General features: G+C 61.4%; 13 protein-coding genes. 10 read left to right on the forward strand and 3 right to left on the reverse strand.

The window, feature by feature from the left end; translation table 11 throughout:
- Positions 1 to 8: 8 nt before the first annotated feature.
- Positions 9 to 1007, forward strand: coding sequence for an FAD-dependent oxidoreductase (locus tag AC1DK3_RS11345; protein ID WP_477192303.1), 999 nt, complete (start codon positions 9 to 11; stop codon positions 1005 to 1007).
- On the opposite strand, the gene AC1DK3_RS11350 is transcribed toward AC1DK3_RS11345, so the two are convergent.
- On the reverse strand, positions 963 to 4409 hold the full coding sequence (locus AC1DK3_RS11350; RefSeq protein WP_477192304.1) for an acyl-[ACP]--phospholipid O-acyltransferase: 3447 nt from the start codon (positions 4407 to 4409) through the stop codon (positions 963 to 965). The two genes, AC1DK3_RS11345 and AC1DK3_RS11350, sit on opposite strands and share 45 nt — an antisense overlap.
- Before the next feature lie 159 nt (positions 4410 to 4568).
- Here AC1DK3_RS11350 and thiS point away from each other — a divergent pair, with 159 nt between their 5' ends.
- From thiS to hemH, 5 genes are all read left to right on the forward strand, one after another.
- Positions 4569 to 4787 (forward strand): sulfur carrier protein ThiS, encoded by a 219-nt coding sequence (gene thiS, locus AC1DK3_RS11355; protein ID WP_477192305.1) that lies wholly within the window; start codon positions 4569 to 4571, stop codon positions 4785 to 4787.
- A gap of 61 nt (positions 4788 to 4848) precedes the next feature.
- The gene (locus tag AC1DK3_RS11360) at positions 4849 to 5664 is read left to right on the forward strand and encodes a thiazole synthase (protein WP_477192306.1); all 816 of its coding nucleotides are present in this window, start codon (positions 4849 to 4851) and stop codon (positions 5662 to 5664) included.
- Between the two features lie 7 nt (positions 5665 to 5671).
- The gene (locus AC1DK3_RS11365) at positions 5672 to 6289 is read left to right on the forward strand and encodes a thiamine phosphate synthase (RefSeq protein WP_477192307.1); all 618 of its coding nucleotides are present in this window, start codon (positions 5672 to 5674) and stop codon (positions 6287 to 6289) included.
- A gap of 103 nt (positions 6290 to 6392) precedes the next feature.
- On the forward strand, positions 6393 to 7466 hold the full coding sequence (locus AC1DK3_RS11370) for a CHAD domain-containing protein (protein ID WP_477192308.1): 1074 nt from the start codon (positions 6393 to 6395) through the stop codon (positions 7464 to 7466).
- Positions 7467 to 7505: 39 nt separating this feature from the next.
- A complete protein-coding gene (hemH, locus tag AC1DK3_RS11375; protein WP_477192309.1) occupies positions 7506 to 8567 on the forward strand; it encodes a ferrochelatase in 1062 nt (353 codons plus the stop codon).
- 48 nt (positions 8568 to 8615) lie between these two features.
- Here the strand turns inward: hemH and AC1DK3_RS11380 are convergent, their stop codons facing one another.
- On the reverse strand, positions 8616 to 9647 hold the full coding sequence (locus AC1DK3_RS11380) for a KpsF/GutQ family sugar-phosphate isomerase (RefSeq protein ID WP_477192310.1): 1032 nt from the start codon (positions 9645 to 9647) through the stop codon (positions 8616 to 8618).
- A gap of 192 nt (positions 9648 to 9839) precedes the next feature.
- Here AC1DK3_RS11380 and AC1DK3_RS11385 point away from each other — a divergent pair, with 192 nt between their 5' ends.
- Entirely contained in the window at positions 9840 to 11471 is a 1632-nt protein-coding gene (locus AC1DK3_RS11385) for an outer membrane beta-barrel protein (RefSeq protein WP_477192311.1), read from the forward strand.
- A gap of 30 nt (positions 11472 to 11501) precedes the next feature.
- On the opposite strand, the gene AC1DK3_RS11390 is transcribed toward AC1DK3_RS11385, so the two are convergent.
- Complete coding sequence (locus AC1DK3_RS11390; protein ID WP_477192312.1) at positions 11502 to 12398, reverse strand: UTP--glucose-1-phosphate uridylyltransferase; 897 nt, start codon at positions 12396 to 12398, stop codon at positions 11502 to 11504.
- 200 nt (positions 12399 to 12598) lie between these two features.
- Here AC1DK3_RS11390 and galE point away from each other — a divergent pair, with 200 nt between their 5' ends.
- From galE to AC1DK3_RS11405, 3 genes are all read left to right on the forward strand, one after another.
- Positions 12599 to 13600: a UDP-glucose 4-epimerase GalE gene (gene galE / locus AC1DK3_RS11395; RefSeq protein ID WP_477192313.1), complete on the forward strand. Its 1002-nt coding sequence runs from the start codon at positions 12599 to 12601 to the stop codon at positions 13598 to 13600.
- Positions 13601 to 13736: 136 nt separating this feature from the next.
- Positions 13737 to 14933, forward strand: a complete 1197-nt coding sequence (locus AC1DK3_RS11400) for a lytic murein transglycosylase (RefSeq protein WP_477192314.1) — start codon at positions 13737 to 13739, stop codon at positions 14931 to 14933.
- A gap of 123 nt (positions 14934 to 15056) precedes the next feature.
- Complete coding sequence (locus AC1DK3_RS11405; RefSeq protein ID WP_477192315.1) at positions 15057 to 16388, forward strand: SGNH/GDSL hydrolase family protein; 1332 nt, start codon at positions 15057 to 15059, stop codon at positions 16386 to 16388.
- The last annotated feature ends 3 nt before the right edge of the window (positions 16389 to 16391 follow it).

The raw sequence follows: 16391 nt of genomic DNA on the forward strand, positions 1-16391 counted from the left end.
TTTCGACCTTGAGCAAACCGTCCATCCTCGTCGTCGGCGCCGGCATATTCGGCCTTTGGCAGGCGTTTTCCTTGGCACGTGCCGGATATCGGGTGCGCTTGATAGAGGCGGCCCGCGATCCGTTCGCGCGATCATCGAGCCGTTGGGCGGGGGCGATGATTGCGCCAGAGTGCGAAGCAGAAGGTGCGCCGCACAGCGTTCGCGATCTCGGCCGCGAGGGGCTTCGCCTCTGGCGCGAGGCCTATCCTGGTACGGTCAGCAACGGAACGCTGGTCGTTGCGCACGCGCGCGATGCAGGGGATCTCGCCCGCTTCGCCAACATGACGGAAGGGCATGCGGCGGTTGCGGGACCGCGCATCGCCGATCTCGAACCGTCGCTCGCCGGCCGTTTTGAGCGTGGGCTGTATTTCGAGAGCGAAGCGCACGTCGATGCGCAAAAAGCAATGAGCTGGCTCGCCGATCAGCTTCGCTTGCTCGGCGTGGATATTGAGTTTGACCGTCGTTGGGACGGCACCGCTGAAGATGTTGCGATCGATTGCCGGGGGATCGGCGCTCACGAAGATCTACCGTCGCTCAGGGGCGTGCGCGGCGAACGCGTTCTCATTCAGACGGGCGATGTGAGCTTGTCGCGTCCGGTTCGGCTCCTGCATCCGCGTCAGCCGATCTATGTCGTGCCGCAGGGGGACGGGCGGTTCGTCGTCGGCGCGACCGTCATCGAGCGGGAAGACGATGGTCCGATGTCGCTCCGGTCGGCGCTCGATCTGCTCGGCTCGGCCTATGCGCTGCATCCGGCGTTCGGGGAGGCATCCGTTCTCGAGATGGGCGCGGGGGTCAGGCCTGCTTTCTCCGATAACGTGCCGCGGATCATTGTCGAGGACTCGGGACGCGTGATCCGGGTCAACGGCGCGTACCGGCACGGGTTCCTTCTGGCGCCGGTACTTGCGCGGGCCGTCGCCGGTTATCTATCCGATAACCGGCGTGAGGGGCCGCTGTTCGCTGCTCCCTGAGGGGCTAGCCTTGGCGGCCAACGTTTGCTTCGCGAGTTCGAGCGCGGCAACATAATCGGGTTTTCCGGAGCCGAGCAGCGGAATTTTCGGCACGACGAAAACGTCCGCAGGCGTCATAAGCTCGGTCACGCCTTTTCTTCGTACGAACTGAGAGAACGCGTCGCGCGTACAATTCGGATCGGTCGTCAGCAGCGCCAGGCGCTCGCCTTTTCGCGGATCGGGGAGGGCGACAACGACCGTTATCTGTTGCGGCCAAAGTTCGGCGGCCAACGCTTCCACGGCGGACAGGGAAATCATCTCTCCGCCGATCTTGGCGAACCGCTTGGCGCGGCCTTTGATCGTGATGAAGCCCTGTGGATCGATGTCGACGATGTCGCCGGTGTCGTGCCAGCCGTTCGCTGGGGGTTCGAGAACTCCGGGGTTTTCGGCGCGATAATAGCCGAGCATCACATTCGGGCCGCGCACGAAGAATCGGCCTCCGGTTTCAATTCCGGGAACGGGTTCGAGCCGCGCCTCCATCAGCGGCGACAGGCGGCCGACGCTGCCGGCTTTGTTCGCAAGCGGCGTGTTGATTGCGAGCACGGGCGCTGTTTCCGTCACGCCGTAGCCTTCGAGAATGCGCACGCCAAAACGATCCATGTAGAGTTGCCTTGTCCGGTCCTTCACCGCCTCGGCGCCCGCGAGAATGAGGCGTACGCGTGCGAAATCGTAGGGATGGGCTGCTCGCGCATAGCCTGCGAGGAAGGTGTCGGTGCCGAACATGATCGTGGCGTTCGACTGATAAACGAGTTCGGGAATGATGCGATAGTGCAGCGGCGTCGGATAGAGATAGACGGGCACGCCAGCGACGAGCGGCATCAGCAGGCCCGCGGTCAAGCCGAACGAATGGAAGACAGGAAGCGCGTTGAAAACCTTATCGGTGCCGTTGCAGGCGACGCGCGTGAGGCTCTGGGCGCAGTTCGCCAGAATGTTCCGATGAGAGAGGACGACGCCCTTGGGCGTTCCTTCGGAGCCGGAGGTGAAGAGGATCGCTGCGGGCGCATTGTAGTCGGCTTTGACTTGGGGCCTTCCACCTTGCATGAGGCCTTTCAGCTTATCGCCAAACGTTATCGTCGGGCGCACGTCTTCCAGATAGATCACGCGCACGACCGCTTCGAGGGCCTGGACGAGCGGCTCCAGATGTCCCTTTTCAACGAAAACGCGGGATGTCAGAACGACCGAGACGTTCGCCGCCTTGCAGGCCGAGACGACGTTGGCTGCCCCGGCCGAGAAATTGAGCATCGCCGGGACGCGTCCGATCGTCTGCAGCGCGAAGAACGTCACCGCGACGCCCGCGGAATTCGGCAGCAGCACGCCGACGGATGACCCAGGCGGCGGCAGCATCGGCGTGAGTTTCGCTCCCAGCACCTGCGCGCCGACGATCAGCTTCTTGTACGAGAGCTTGCTTCCGAGCGGATCCTCGATCGCAGGCTTGCCGGTGTCGCGCGTCTTGTGGGCTGCGACCAGCGCTTCGAAGAGCGTCTGATCGATCGGCGTCGTCAGCACTGCAGAGTCAGTCATGATGTCTTGCAATGCCGCGCCTGCCGCCTGGCGCCGCGCCTTGCCGCGGAGGGCAGGATCGACCTTCAGCCAAACCGGAGGAAGAACGGTGACGATTGTTTTCGGAAACCAGACTTTCTTTGTCTGAGAGCTGCTGAGATAGCCAAAATGCGAGCGCTCAAGGCCATCGATGCGAACGGGAATGACGGGTGCATTCGCCTTGTCCGCGATCATCGCCGTGCCATCGTAGACTTTCATCAGTCCGCCGGTGACGGTCAGGCGTCCTTCGGGGAATATCACAAGTGATGTTCCGACTTTGACGGCTTGGATCAGATGGCGCATGCCGAGCGGGCGGGTCGGATCGACCGTGTAGAACTGTGCGAGCTTCAGGAACGGCTTCGCCCACCACGTATTGGCGATGGCGGTGTCGACCGCATAGGCATTGTAGGATGGAAGAAGCCCGTTCAGCAGTCCCGCATCGAGAAGGCTGACGTGGTTGGGCGCGATGATGGCGCGTTGCCCGGGTTTCGGGAGGTTTTCGAGACCTCTGACCTCCAGCCCGAAGAACGTTTTGAACATGAAGAGGACGACGTCCTTCACGCCCTCGGCGCCCCAAGCTCGAAGGACAAGCACCACGACGAGAAGGTTTGCAATTCCGAGGCCGGCATAGAGGAGCGCGACGGAGATCTTCTCGTACTGGAGCCCCGCGATCGCGATTCCGACGAGCGTCATGAAGGCGGCGGACAGGACGTTGCATCCGGCAATGACGCGAGAGCGGCGCTCGACGGGCGACCATGCCTGCACGGCTGCAAACGAGGGTACGATGAAGAGGCCGCCGGCGAATGCAATGCCGGCGAGGTCGACAAGCATGTGAAGGCCTTCGACCGAGGTCAAAATGGCTGCCGCGCCGAGGGGTTCGGGAGCGGGCTTCATGGCGGATGCGACCCACGCCAGATCAAGCAGGAAGAGGCCCATCAACAATGCACCGATGGGGACGAGCGCGAGGTTGGGCCGATTGGTGCTGGCGCGCGCGGCGGCTATCGATCCGAGTGCAACTGCGACCGCAAATGTGAAGAGCGCCAGCGTATAAACGGATGGTGCGCCGTTCAAGGTTTGTGGAATGAGGTTTTGCAGCAGCGCCAGCACGGCGGCGCCCACAAGCCAGAACCACGACGTGATAAGGGCGCCTTGCCAAATGCGTTTGTCGGCGCGCAGGTCTTTCAACAGCGTGACGGTCGAGGTGACGACGTTTCTATCGACGACGAGATCGGGCACCGAGGACGGCGCCGGCGGAATGAAGCGCGCCGAAAGCCAGCCGAGCACCGAGATGCCGACGATGGCGGTCGCGATGATGATGATTTCCGTCTGGCCGCCGGACGCGAGATTGCCGCCGATGGTTCCGATCAGGATTGCTATGAAGGTTGCGCCTTCGATCAGGGCGTTGCCGGATGGGAGCTCTCTGGTTTCGAGATGAGAGGGGAGCAGCCCGTATTTCACCGGTCCGAAGAAGGCGCTCAGGGTGCCGAACAGGACGAGAGCAGCGAACAGCAACGGCACCGATGGCAGGAGAAATCCGGTGGCCGCGATTACGGCGATCGGAATTTCCAAAAGGCGAACGCGAACTGCAACCTTCGCCTTGTCGAACTTATCGGCGAGCTGTCCCGCAAGCGCGGAGAAGACGAAGAACGGAAGTACGAGGGCCGCGCCTGCCAGCGTTCCGAGGGCCGGACCGTTTTCCATCGCCAGCTTGTAGACGACGAGCATCGCCAGGGCGTTCTTCAGAAGGTTGTCGTTCAGGGCAGCCAGCAGCTGGCTCCAGAAGAGCGGAGCGAAACGGCGAGACGACATCAGGCGCGAAAACATAGGGCGATCCTCAATTTCGACGCCGGAGATTCAGATGCTAATTGCGGCGGATTGGCGGGTCCCTTTGACCCGTTCGGATGATATGCGGTAAAAAACTCTCCAATGCTCTGGTAAACCGCGATTAAATGCCCATGTCCGCCCTTCAGGTCAAATCAAGCGATGCTACAACACGAAGCGAGCACTGAGTTGATCGTCAACGGCTGCAAAACCGTCAGCGAGGCCGGTACGCTTGCGGCGCTCATTGTGGAGCGGGGTCTAGCCGACGCGAAGGTCGCGACGGCGCTCAACGGGCAGTTCGTGCCAGAGGCGCGGCGTGCTACGACGGCGTTGAGCAGCGGCGACCGTGTCGAGATCGTATCTGCCCGGCAGGGCGGATAAGATTGGGCGGCTAGGCTGAGCAGGCTAAACTCAGCGGTCAAAAGGACGAGTTACGCTTAAAATGAACGTTCGTGATCAGTCGTTGCATGCGGGGCGTGCGCTCACCGTTTATGGGGAGACGATTTCTTCGCGGCTGCTGCTCGGGACGGCGGGCTATCCGTCTCCGGCCATTCTGACAAGCGCGGTGAAGGCGTCTGGCGCGGAGATCGTCACGGTCTCGTTGCGCCGCGAGGCTGCCGGCGGGAAGGCCGGAGAACGGTTCCTCGACATCATCAAGGATCTCAGCGTTCGCGTTCTTCCCAACACGGCCGGATGCCGGACGCCGGGCGAAGCCATCGCCACCGCCCAGATGGCACGCGAGCTTTTCGGAACGGACTGGATCAAACTCGAGGTCATCGGCAACGACGACACTCTCCAGCCGGATGTCTTCGGCCTCGTCGAAGCGGCGGGCACGCTCAGTCGCGACGGCTTCAAGGTGCTGCCTTATACAACAGAAGATCTTTCCGTCGCAGAACGGCTGCAGCGCGCCGGATGCGAAGTGATCATGCCGTGGGGCGCGCCCATCGGCAGCGGCCGCGGTCTCGCCAACGTTCAGGCGCTGACAAGCTTGCGCGCCTACTTTCCCGATGTGACGCTCATCATCGATGCGGGCATCGGTGCGCCATCGCACGCGGCGCTCGCCATGGAGCTTGGCTACGATGCCGTATTGCTCAACACGGCGGTTGCGAAAGCCGCTGATCCGGTGAAGATGGCGGCGGCATTCGCGTCGGCGATCCAGTCGGGGCGTTTGGGTTATGATGCCGGGCTCATCCCACCTCGCGATATGGCGGTACCGTCGACGCCGGTCGCCGGCACTCCGTTTTTCGATCTCGATTGAACGTGCTTTGAATTCAACGCAAACCAAGCTCCCGCGTTTTTATCCGATCGTGCCCGACGTCGGTTGGCTCGAACGCATCGTGCCGCTCGGCGTGAAGCTCGTTCAGCTCAGGATCAAGGACAGTTCTCCCGCTGAGATCGCGGCGCAGGCAAAGCGTGCGTTCGATTTTTGCCGCGAGAACAACTGTCAGCTGGTCCTCAACGATTATTGGGAAGCCGCGCTCGATACCGGGGTCGATTACATTCATCTCGGCCAGGACGATCTGCGTACGGCTGATTTCGAGGCGATTAAGCTCGCCCGGATCAGGTTCGGGATATCGACACACGACGAAGCCGAGCTTGAGATCGCTCTGGCTGCGGAACCTGACTATGTGGCGCTGGGCCCGATTTACGAAACCAAGCTCAAAGCCATGCCCTGGGGGCCTCAAGGGCTTGAGAAGGTTAAGGAATGGCGCGGCAAAATTCGGCAGCTGCCATTGGTTGCCATCGGCGGTTTGACGCCTGAGCGGGCACCAGGAGTACTGGAGGCCGGGGCCGATACCTTGGCCGTCATAACCGACTTCATAACGGCCTCAGACCCCAATGAACGCGTGGTTCAATGGTTGCGACAGTTGGAGGCTCGATAAGCACGGCAGGGATGTGTTAACTATCGCGACGTTGTTTGTGACAGTTTTATGTGGTTCGGATCTACGACAAGGCAGCTCCTCTTTTCGAAGCCGTTCCCGCGTTATGCCGTATAGATTCAAAATCCACGAGCCCGTCGAAAAGGGTTTTCGCCGCATTGCGCGCGAGCAATTCGACAGCTCGATTGCGGAATTGGCGGGTCCGACTGCCGATCCCAAGAGCGTGCACGAGTGCCGGAAATCCATCAAGCGGCTGCGCGCGCTCATACGTCTTACGGCGGCGACCATCGGGACCAAAAAGGCGCGGCGGCGTACGAAGGCGCTCGGTGAAATTGGGAGACTTCTGTCGGCCCGGCGCGACCAGACCGTCATGTTCGAAACCATCGAAAAACTTGCCGACGAATTTCCGGAGGCAGGAGCCGCATTCGCGCCGTTGAAGGCGACGCTGACAGCGCGGGCGGGAAATCAGCCGGAGCGGCTCGACGCCGAGACGGCCGATCGCGCGCGTGGGTTGCTCGGCGCGGAAGCGAAGAAGATCGAGCGTCTCGATTTCAAGCATCAGGGCTTTGCGGCACTCGCGGGCGGCCTCGAGACGAGTTACCGCAAGGCGCGGAAGGCGATCGCCTACGCTTACGACGAGCCGACGGATGAAAATTTCCACGAATTGCGGAAGGCCGTCCAATGGCATTGGCGTCAGATGGCGTTGCTTGCGCGTGCGTGGCCGGATGAATTCGCGGTCCGGGTGAACGCCTCGCGGGAGCTCTCGCAGTGGTTCGGCGACGACCATGATCTTGCGGTGCTGGCCGGTGCCGTTTCGGCCGCACCCGATATGACCGACGACCAGAAGGAAGCGGCAATTTCCATTTGCCGGCGGCAGCAGCAGGTTCTGCGCGCAGAGGCCGAATTTCGCGTGAAGCGGCTATTCTCCGAAAAGACGCGGGCCTTCATCAAGCGCGTGGCGGCATATTGGGAATATGGCCGGGCATTGGATCCTCTGGTCGACGCACTATCTTTAGTGCCGCCGGGTCCGAAACCGGCGGATGCCGTACGGGCCGACGCCAATGGCCGGGATGAGCAGGGCGATGAAGGGGCCGGCGTGACTGACAAAAGCCGCGCGTCGTCGAAGCCGAGGCTCGCTACGAAATCCGTCGTCTCTGCCCCATCGCAACGGCGCGCCTGATCCGTTAGGGTCGCGCTGATTTCTGATTTCGGAGAGCGGATGAACGAAGTTCCAAAACAAGATCGCTTTGATACCGAGTCCGTGAAGCTGCCGCCCGGGCATGCTCCGGTCGCGCTTGGCCGGGTCGGCGTTCTTCTTCTCAACCTCGGAACGCCCGACGGCACCACATACTGGCCGATGCGCCGCTATCTGCGCGAGTTCCTGTCCGATGAGCGCGTCATCGAGGAACCGAAGTGGAAGTGGTGGCCGATCCTCAATCTCATCATTCTGACGACGCGGCCGAGCCGAAAGGGGCGCGACTATGCGACCATCTGGAATAACGAGCGCGACGAAGGTCCGCTGAAGACGATCACGCGCAATCAAGCGGAGCAATTAACGGCGAGGTTCGGGGGTGAGCCGCGAATCGTCGTCGACTGGGCGATGCGCTACGCCAACCCATCAACGGAGAGCCGGATACTCGCGCTCAAGGAGCAAGGTTGCGACCGCATTCTGTTCGTGCCGCTCTATCCGCAATACGCAGCGGCGACGACGGCGACTGCGTGCGATCAAGCATTTCGGGCGCTGATGAAAATGCGCTGGCAACCGGCGGTTCGCACGGCGCCGAGCTATCACGATCATCCCGCTTACATCGATGCGCTCGCGCGTTCGATGCGCAAGAGTTTGGCCGAACTCGATTTCGAGCCGGAGAAGATCATCGCGACCTTCCACGGCATGCCGGAGAAGTATTTCAAGGCGGGCGATCCTTACCATTGCCAGTGCCAGAAAACTTCGCGGCTCTTGCGGCAGAAATTGGGAATTCCCGAAGAGCGCTGGCTGACGACGTTCCAGTCGCGTTTCGGCAACGATCCCTGGCTCCAGCCCTATACGGATAAAACCGTCGAAGCGCTGGCCAAGTCGGGCGTCAAGAAGTTGGCTCTGGTCGCGCCGGGCTTTTCGGCCGACTGCCTTGAGACGCTCGAGGAACTCGACGTTGAAAACCGGCACATTTTCGAGGGGAATGGCGGCGAGAAATTCGCTTATCTCAAAGCGCTCAACGACAGTGCTGAAGGCGTCGATGTGATCGAGGCGGTGGTGCGCCGGGAGCTGCAAGGCTGGCTTTGACCGGCCGCGCAGCTTGCCGCGTGCGACATGTTGTTTCGTGCGGCTCGCCTAGGCGACGCCCAATCGCAGCAGATCGTGAACGTGCACGATGCCGACGGGCTTCTGCTTTTCGACGACGAACAGCGCGGTAATGCGCGATGAGTTGATGAGTTCCAGGGCGGCCGACGCGAGCAGGGTCGGCGCAATCGTCTTGGGCTTCGCGGTCATCACGTCATCGACTTTGGCTTCGAGCAATTTGTCGCCCATGTGGCGCCGCAAGTCGCCGTCGGTGATCACGCCGAGCAGCCTGCCCTTGGTATCCGTCACGCCGACGCAGCCGAAGCTTTTCTCGGTCATGGCGACAAGTGCTTCCGACATCAGCGCGCCGCTGGCGATCAACGGTAATCGATCGGACGGATGCATGACGTCGGCGACGTACTTGAGGTTGGCGCCGAGAGATCCGCCCGGATGGAAGATCTTGAAGTCGTGGGCCGTGAAGCCGCGCGCGTCCAGCAACGCGATGGCGAGACTGTCTCCGATCGCGAGCTGAATAGTGGTCGAGGTCGTCGGTGCAAGGCCGTGCGGGCAGGCCTCCTTCACGCGTGGCAGAAGCAACAGAATGTCGGCCTGCTCTCCGAGCGCGGAATTCGCCTGCGAGGTTATCGCGATCAATGGAACCGCGAACCGGCGAGAATAGGTGATGATGGGTTTCAACTCGACGGTTTCGCCGGACCACGACAGCGCGAGGATGAGATCCGATCGCGTGATCATGCCGAGGTCGCCGTGTGAGGCCTCGCCTGGGTGAACAAAGAACGCGGGCGTTCCCGTGGAGGCGAACGTTGCGGCGATTTTCTGGGCGACGTGGCCGCTCTTGCCGATGCCAGTCACGATGACCCGGCCCGTGACGGCCTTCAGGCGTCGAACGGCTTCATCGAAAGCCGGCGCCATTGGGCCGGCGACCTCGTTGGCGAGCTGGGCCAAGCCTTCGGCCCCGAGATTGAGAGTTCGAAGCGCTGAAGCGATCGGCGTCGTCTGCTCGGTTTCGCTTTCAGCTTCCCGGCGCTCGCCTTCGGGCAGCTGGAATGGAATTACCTTCTGCATCCGCTCGATGTTCCCCCGTTGCGCGATCGTTCGACCCGTCCAAAAAGGACTCGGCCGAACCGCGTTAACACTTTCGCGTCTGGCGGCGCTCGAAGCAACCCCTGCGAGCATTTTAAACCGGCATTAACCAACCGTTTCTACGGTCGATCGTTAGTAGCGTTTCGAGTGGAAGTCGCGCATGGGGACGCTGAAATGGTCGACCGGCTGTTCGCCTGGTTGATAAGTGGAATTGTGGCTGTAACGCTTTCGGGCGCGCTGAGTCCGTCTGTCCGCGCCCAGGTACCTAATGCCGCACAAGGCGGCGAGACGACGTTCGGCGAAAGTTATGCGTCCGGGTCGACGAGGCCGGTCTCGCTCCAATCCGAATCCCAAGACGATGACGATGCCGCGGCGTCGGGCGACGATCCAAATTCCAAACCCACCGAACAAGATCTCCTCGATCCGGCTTCGAAAGCGGGACAAGCGGCGGATGGCGACGCGGGCCTCACGGCGGATACTTCCGGTGTCGTCGATGGCGGCGTCGATGCGGCGGAGCCGATAGAGGGAGCAGATCCCGCTGCTAGCGAGGCGCGGGATGGCGACGATGCGGCAATCTTCGCGGACCCGCCCGCGGGGTACGACCCACTGCTCTTCCAGATCGAAGATCTCAATCCCTACGTCGATAACCGAACGCCGAGGCGTCTCTTCCGTCAGGAGCCTTATGATCCGGTCGGCATCAAGGTCGGTAGTTTCGTGCTCTTTCCCGAGGTCGAGTTCGGCGCGTCTTATTACTCGAATGTCTTTCACGCGCCCGGCTCGCCGTCCGATTGGGCGATGGATGTGAAGCCAGGGGCGAGGCTCGTTTCGAACTGGGGAACGCATGCGCTCGAGTTCAGAGCCGTCGGCGTGCTGAGTTTCTACAACGACTTTCCGACCGAAGACGATCGCGACTATACGCTCGAAGCACGCGGCCGCCTCGACATAACGAAGCGCACGAATATTCAGGCGCTCATTTCCCGGCAGCAATATCTCGAGAGCCGCTCGGCGCTCGATGCGAGTTCGGCCGGCACCCGATCGGTCATCGATACGGATCGCGCTGAACTCGCCTACAATCAGCGCTTCAATCGCCTGTCGTATCAGCTGCGAGGCAGCGTGCAGGACTATACTTACGGCAGCGTCGAAGATGCCGGCGTGGTGACGCCAAACAGCGATCGCGATTACACGATCTATGAAGAGACGTTCCGGACGTCGTGGGAGTTCAAGCCGTCGTTCTCGCCCTACTTCGAGTTCGCCTATAATCATCGCGACTATGGCGAAGCAGCGCAAAGCGACCTGATCAATCGCACGTCGAACGGCCAGCGCTACCGGTTCGGCGTTTCGTTCGGAAATACGGGCGAAATTATTCGCGGCGACATCAGCCTCGGCTACGGCATTCAGACACCGGAAAATTCACGTCTGCACGCGGTCGACGGTTTGACGTTCGATGCCAATGCGACGTGGCGGGCGACGGCGCTGACGTCGGTTCTGTTCAACGCCAGTACGGATGTTTCCGAGACGACAACCGCCAACGTCGGTGGCGCATTCTATCGTACCGTGGGCGTCGAGGTTCGTCATGAGCTCAGAAGCTATCTCGTTGCCTCGGCCGGGTTGATCTATTCCAACCAGAACTCGCAAGACGGGATCATCAACGATACCGAATGGCGGCAAACGGCGGGCATTGAATATTATGCCAACCGTAACACCGTGCTCTTCGGAAAGTACGCGCACGTCGATTTCAACGGCGTTGGCGTACCGAACGACTACGTCGGAGACGAAGTCCACTTCGGCGTCCGGTTGCGCCAATAAGGCTCGTCGCCGCTAAGCGGCTCGAAGTCTTTATTTATTGGTTGCGAGCAGCCGGTTCAAATCACGCCTGAAGTCGTCGGCCAGATCGGGACGCTCAAGCGCCAGCGCGACGTTGGCTGTTAGAAATCCGAGCTTCGATCCGCAGTCATAAATCTCGCCGTCGAAGCGGACGGCGTGGAATGGCTGATCGGCGCCCTGCATCAGGCCGATCATCGAGTCGGTGAGCTGGATTTCGCCGCCGGCGCCCCGCTCCTGCTTCTCGAGAAGGCCGAAAATTTCAGGCTGCAGGACGTAGCGGCCGGTGATGTGCAGGTTTGACGGCGCGGTGCCTTGCTTCGGTTTCTCGACCATTCCGGTGATCGGGGAAACCTTCGCCTTTGCATCGGTCACGCCGACGATGCCGTATTGATGCGTCTGATCATCGGGCACGGGGGCGACGGCGATAAGGTTGCCGCCTGTCGTGGCGTAGGCTTCGATCATATCGGCGAGGCATGACGAGCGGCCATGGTGGAGCATGTCCGGTAGCAGCAATGCAAACGGCTCGTCGCCGACGAGTTCCCGCGCGCACCAAACGGCGTGACCCAGGCCGAGTGGAGACTGCTGGCGGGTAAAGCTCGTTTGGCCCGCCTGCGGAAGGTCACGCGCAAGGGCCTCGATCTCTTTGTTCTTGCCGCGGGCGGCAAGCGTCGATTCCAGTTCGAACTGCTTGTCGAAGTGATCCTCGATGACGCCCTTGTTCCGTCCCGTGACGAAAATGAAATGCTCGATGCCGGCGGCGCGTGCCTCGTCGACGACATGCTGCAAGACGGGTCGGTCGACCACGGTCAGCATTTCCTTCGGCACAGCCTTCGTCGCGGGAAGAAATCGGGTTCCGAGACCGGCGACCGGGAAGACGGCTTTACGGATAGGTCTTTTCACAACGCTCATCATATGCTCCGAGGACAGCAGAAGCGGTCTAAGCCCATTTGGTAACGATTTATGTCTAATCCCCGAATTTGAGAAGTTTCTCGCGGGGAACGCGGGAGGGTCGTTTGCGCCGAGGCGCCGTCTCCTTTAGGTCTGAACGGCCTTTTTGACGGAAAATCGGCCGCGAGTGTGGGTATCTAACTCGGGAGTCCAATGCAACCATGAGCGTTCTCGTCACGGGCGGTGCCGGCTACATCGGCAGCCACATGGTGCTGGAGTTGGTGGATCGGGGCGAGGACGTCGTCGTCATCGATAATCTGTCTACGGGGTTTCGGTGGGCAGTCGATAGCCGGGCGACGCTGGTGGTGGGAGAYATTGCCGATAACGCTCTCGTCGAGGAAACGATCCGTGCTCATGGCGTGAACGCGATCATCCATTTCGCCGGGTCGATCGTGGTGCCGGATTCAGTCGCCGACCCGCTCGGCTATTATTTGAACAATACGGTCAAATCACGAGGCCTGATTGCAGCGGCCGTTGCGACGGGCGTCAAGAATTTCATCTTTTCCTCGACCGCCGCCGTCTATGGCAATCCCGAGGACAATCCGGTATCGGAAAGCGCTCCTCCGGCGCCGATGTCGCCGTACGGCTCGTCGAAGCTGATGACCGAGATCATGTTGTCGGACGCGTCGCGCGCACATGATTTCCGTTTTGTCGCACTTCGCTATTTCAATGTTGCGGGCGCCGATCCCGAGGGCCGATCCGGCCAGTCGACGCCGCGCGCGACTCATCTGATTAAGGTCGCGTGCGAAACGGCTCTCGGCAAACGGCCGCAGATGGAAGTCTTCGGGACCGATTATCCGACCCCGGACGGCACCTGCGTGCGCGACTACATCCACGTCAGCGACCTCGCCAACGCGCACTCGGTCGCTCTCGATCATCTGCGCCGGGGCGGTGTTTCGGATATCTTCAACTGCGGTTATTCGAAGGGGTATTCCGTCATCGAGGTCATCGCCGCGGTGAAACAGGTATCCGGCGTCGATTTCAAGGTTCTGCTGTCGCCGCGACGGCCGGGCGACCCGGCGGCGATCGTCGCCGCATCTGCCAAAATCCGCGAGAAGCTCGGCTGGCAGCCTCAGCATGACGATTTGGAACAGATCGTCGCGCAGGCGCTTAACTGGGAGCGGCGTGTCGACGCCTTAAAGGCTGCGGCTCACGAGGCGTGAGGCCCCAAAAATGCCCTGAAAATCGGGCACGCGCTGTCATCCGCACTGCGGCCCGCTATGCAAGGAAGGCAGCGATTCAATGCTGTTAAGACGACGCTGTTTCGAGATTTTGTCTTCTGCTTTCCTGGCAGTTGCGATGGCCTTCGCCGCGCCTGCTGTTCACGCGAAACCGGCGGACGAGTTTCGTGCTTTCATCGAGACCTTGTGGCCCGACGCGAAGGGTGCCGGCGTCAGCCGGAAGACGTTCGACGCTGCCTTTGCAGGTGTCGAACCCGACTTATCGATCCCCGATCTCGATATTCCCGGACGGCCCAAAGTCGATAACAGCGGTCAGGCTGAATTCACGAAGACGGCGGCCGATTACCTCTCGAAACCTTATCTCGAAAAGCTTGCCGTTCAGGGCCGCGCGTTTCTCGCCGAGCACAAGGCCGACCTCGAGCGCATCGAGAAGATGACGGGCGTCGACCGCTATACGCTGGTCGCCATCTGGGGTCGCGAAACGGCTTACGGCTCATATCATCCCCCGAACGATGCGATCCGCATGCTGGCGACGCTGGCTTACACCGGAAAGCGCAAGGACAAGTTTCGGGAGGAGCTGATCGCGGCGCTCGTGATGCTGCAACAGGGCGTGCCGCGCTCGGACATGAAATCATCGTGGGCCGGCGCGCTGGGTCTCACGCAGGCCATGCCGACCGAATATCTGAAATTCGCTGTCGACGGCGATGGCGATGGTAAGGTCGACATCTGGCGGTCTGTCGCCGATGCGCTCGCGTTCACCGCGCGTCAGCTCGAGGGCAAGGGCTGGGTTCGTGGCGCACGCTGGGGGTATGAGGTGATCGCGCCGCCGAAAGCCGATTGTTCGCTCGAGGGACCGCCCGATGCCCGCCCGATCGGCGATTGGGTGGCTATGGGCTTCAGGAAGGCGAACGGCGCGCCATTCAGCAAGGCACAACTTGCGGACGACGCCTATCTCATGATGCCGGCCGGAGCCTATGGCCCGGCGTTTTTGGCGGCCCAGAACTTTCGCGTCATCCGGCTCTACAACACGTCCGATCTTTATGCGTTGTTCGTTGGAAACCTCGGCGACCGCATACGGGGCGAGGGGGATTTCGTGACGCCGTGGAAGCCGTTCGCGCAGCCGAAAACGCAAACGGTTCATAACCTGCAGGCCAAGCTCAAAGTGCTGGGCTATCCGATGGACAAGACCGACGGAAAAATCGGTTCCAACACGCGCAAGCAGATCGGCCTCTATCAGAAGGCCAATGGGCTGAAAATCGATTGCTGGCCCTCCGACGGGGTGTTGGCGCACGCGAATTCGCAGGCGACGCGCTAAGACGTTTGCGTTGCCGGTCGCGGCGGTTGGAGACCCGGTTGGAGACAGGGCGCCGGCGCTGTATGGTGGGCCTCGGAATCAACCCCTCGGCAGTCTTGCGGGTTGCAAAAGGCATACGATTGGATGAGCGCCTTCTCCAGGTATCTGACCCCCATGCTCGCCGCGCTTCTCGTGGCGTTTCTGGTCGTGCCTGGTTCCCCCGCGCGTGCCGGAGACGAGGATCAAGGCGGGACGTTCCTCACGTCATTTCCGGATAACGACGTGTATCAGGTGAGCGTTTATGGCGACGGGTTTGCGGAAGGTCTGCTCGCGGGCCTCGTCGTCGCGTTCGGTCCGGACATCCGGCTGAATATTCAGCGGCAGGTGACGCCATTTTCCGGCATCGGTCTTGGCGACTTCGACGCGAAAGTCGCGACGCTCGAAAAGGCGATCGCCGCGCAACCGCTCAACATCGCTATCGTCATGGTCGGCGAAGACGACCGCATGTCATTCCGTGGCCCCGACGGCAAACGATTGCCGGTCGGAGGCGATGCGTGGCTGGCCGAATATACGCGCCGCGTCGATCGGCTTATGCGGGCCTTCAAAGCCAAGAACGCTGGCGTTTACTGGGTCGGCATGCCGAATTTGGCGCGTTCGGATGCGAACGAACTCGCGCAGAAAATGAACGATGTCATCCGCGAGCGCGCTTACCTCAACGGCTATAAATACATCGATGCCTACCAGGGCTTCACCGACGAGAACGGTGCTTACTCGTCCTATGGCCCCGATCTCGAAGGCGCGATCCGGTTGCTGCGCCTCAGGGACGGCGTGAACTTCACGGATGCCGGCAATCGCAAGCTCGCACATTTCGTCGAGAAGGAATTGCGGCCTGATCTCATTCAGGCCAAGGCCAATCGCAACATTCCGCTGCTCGGCGCCGAGCCCGAGCAGGCGAAGATCAATCCGGACAATGCGGTAAAGACTCCAGCGCCATCGTCGCCCGTGGCGCAGAAAGCGGAGGCCGCTTCGCATGCGCCGGTCGTGCACGGGGCTTCGCTCGATGGGTCGCCACCCTCGGCAGCGGGTGACGGTACCGGCGATCAGAAGGCGGACAACGGCAAGATCACGCTCAAGATGATAGGTAACAACGGTCGCGAGGAATCTCAGACGATCGAAATCGTCAGGCCAGCGATCCCGGCGTCGGTCGTGACGCTGATGGCGCGGCGCGAAGGATCGGGTCAGAGGGGTGATCTTCTCGTCGATCAGATCGCGGGCGGCTTGACGTTGATGAGTTCGATCTCGCCTGCGGGCAACAAGGATCGCGGACGCCTGTCGCCCACGCAGGCGCCGTATTTCCGGCTGCTGGTGAAGGGCGAGCGGCTGCAGCCGAAAGCCGGTCGCGCGGACGATGTGACGTGGCCGCCGAAGCCCGACACGACCAGCGAGGCTAAGCCTTCCACGCCGCCGCGCGGGTAGTTT

Source organism: Hyphomicrobium sp. 01T421 (assembly GCF_056398805.1).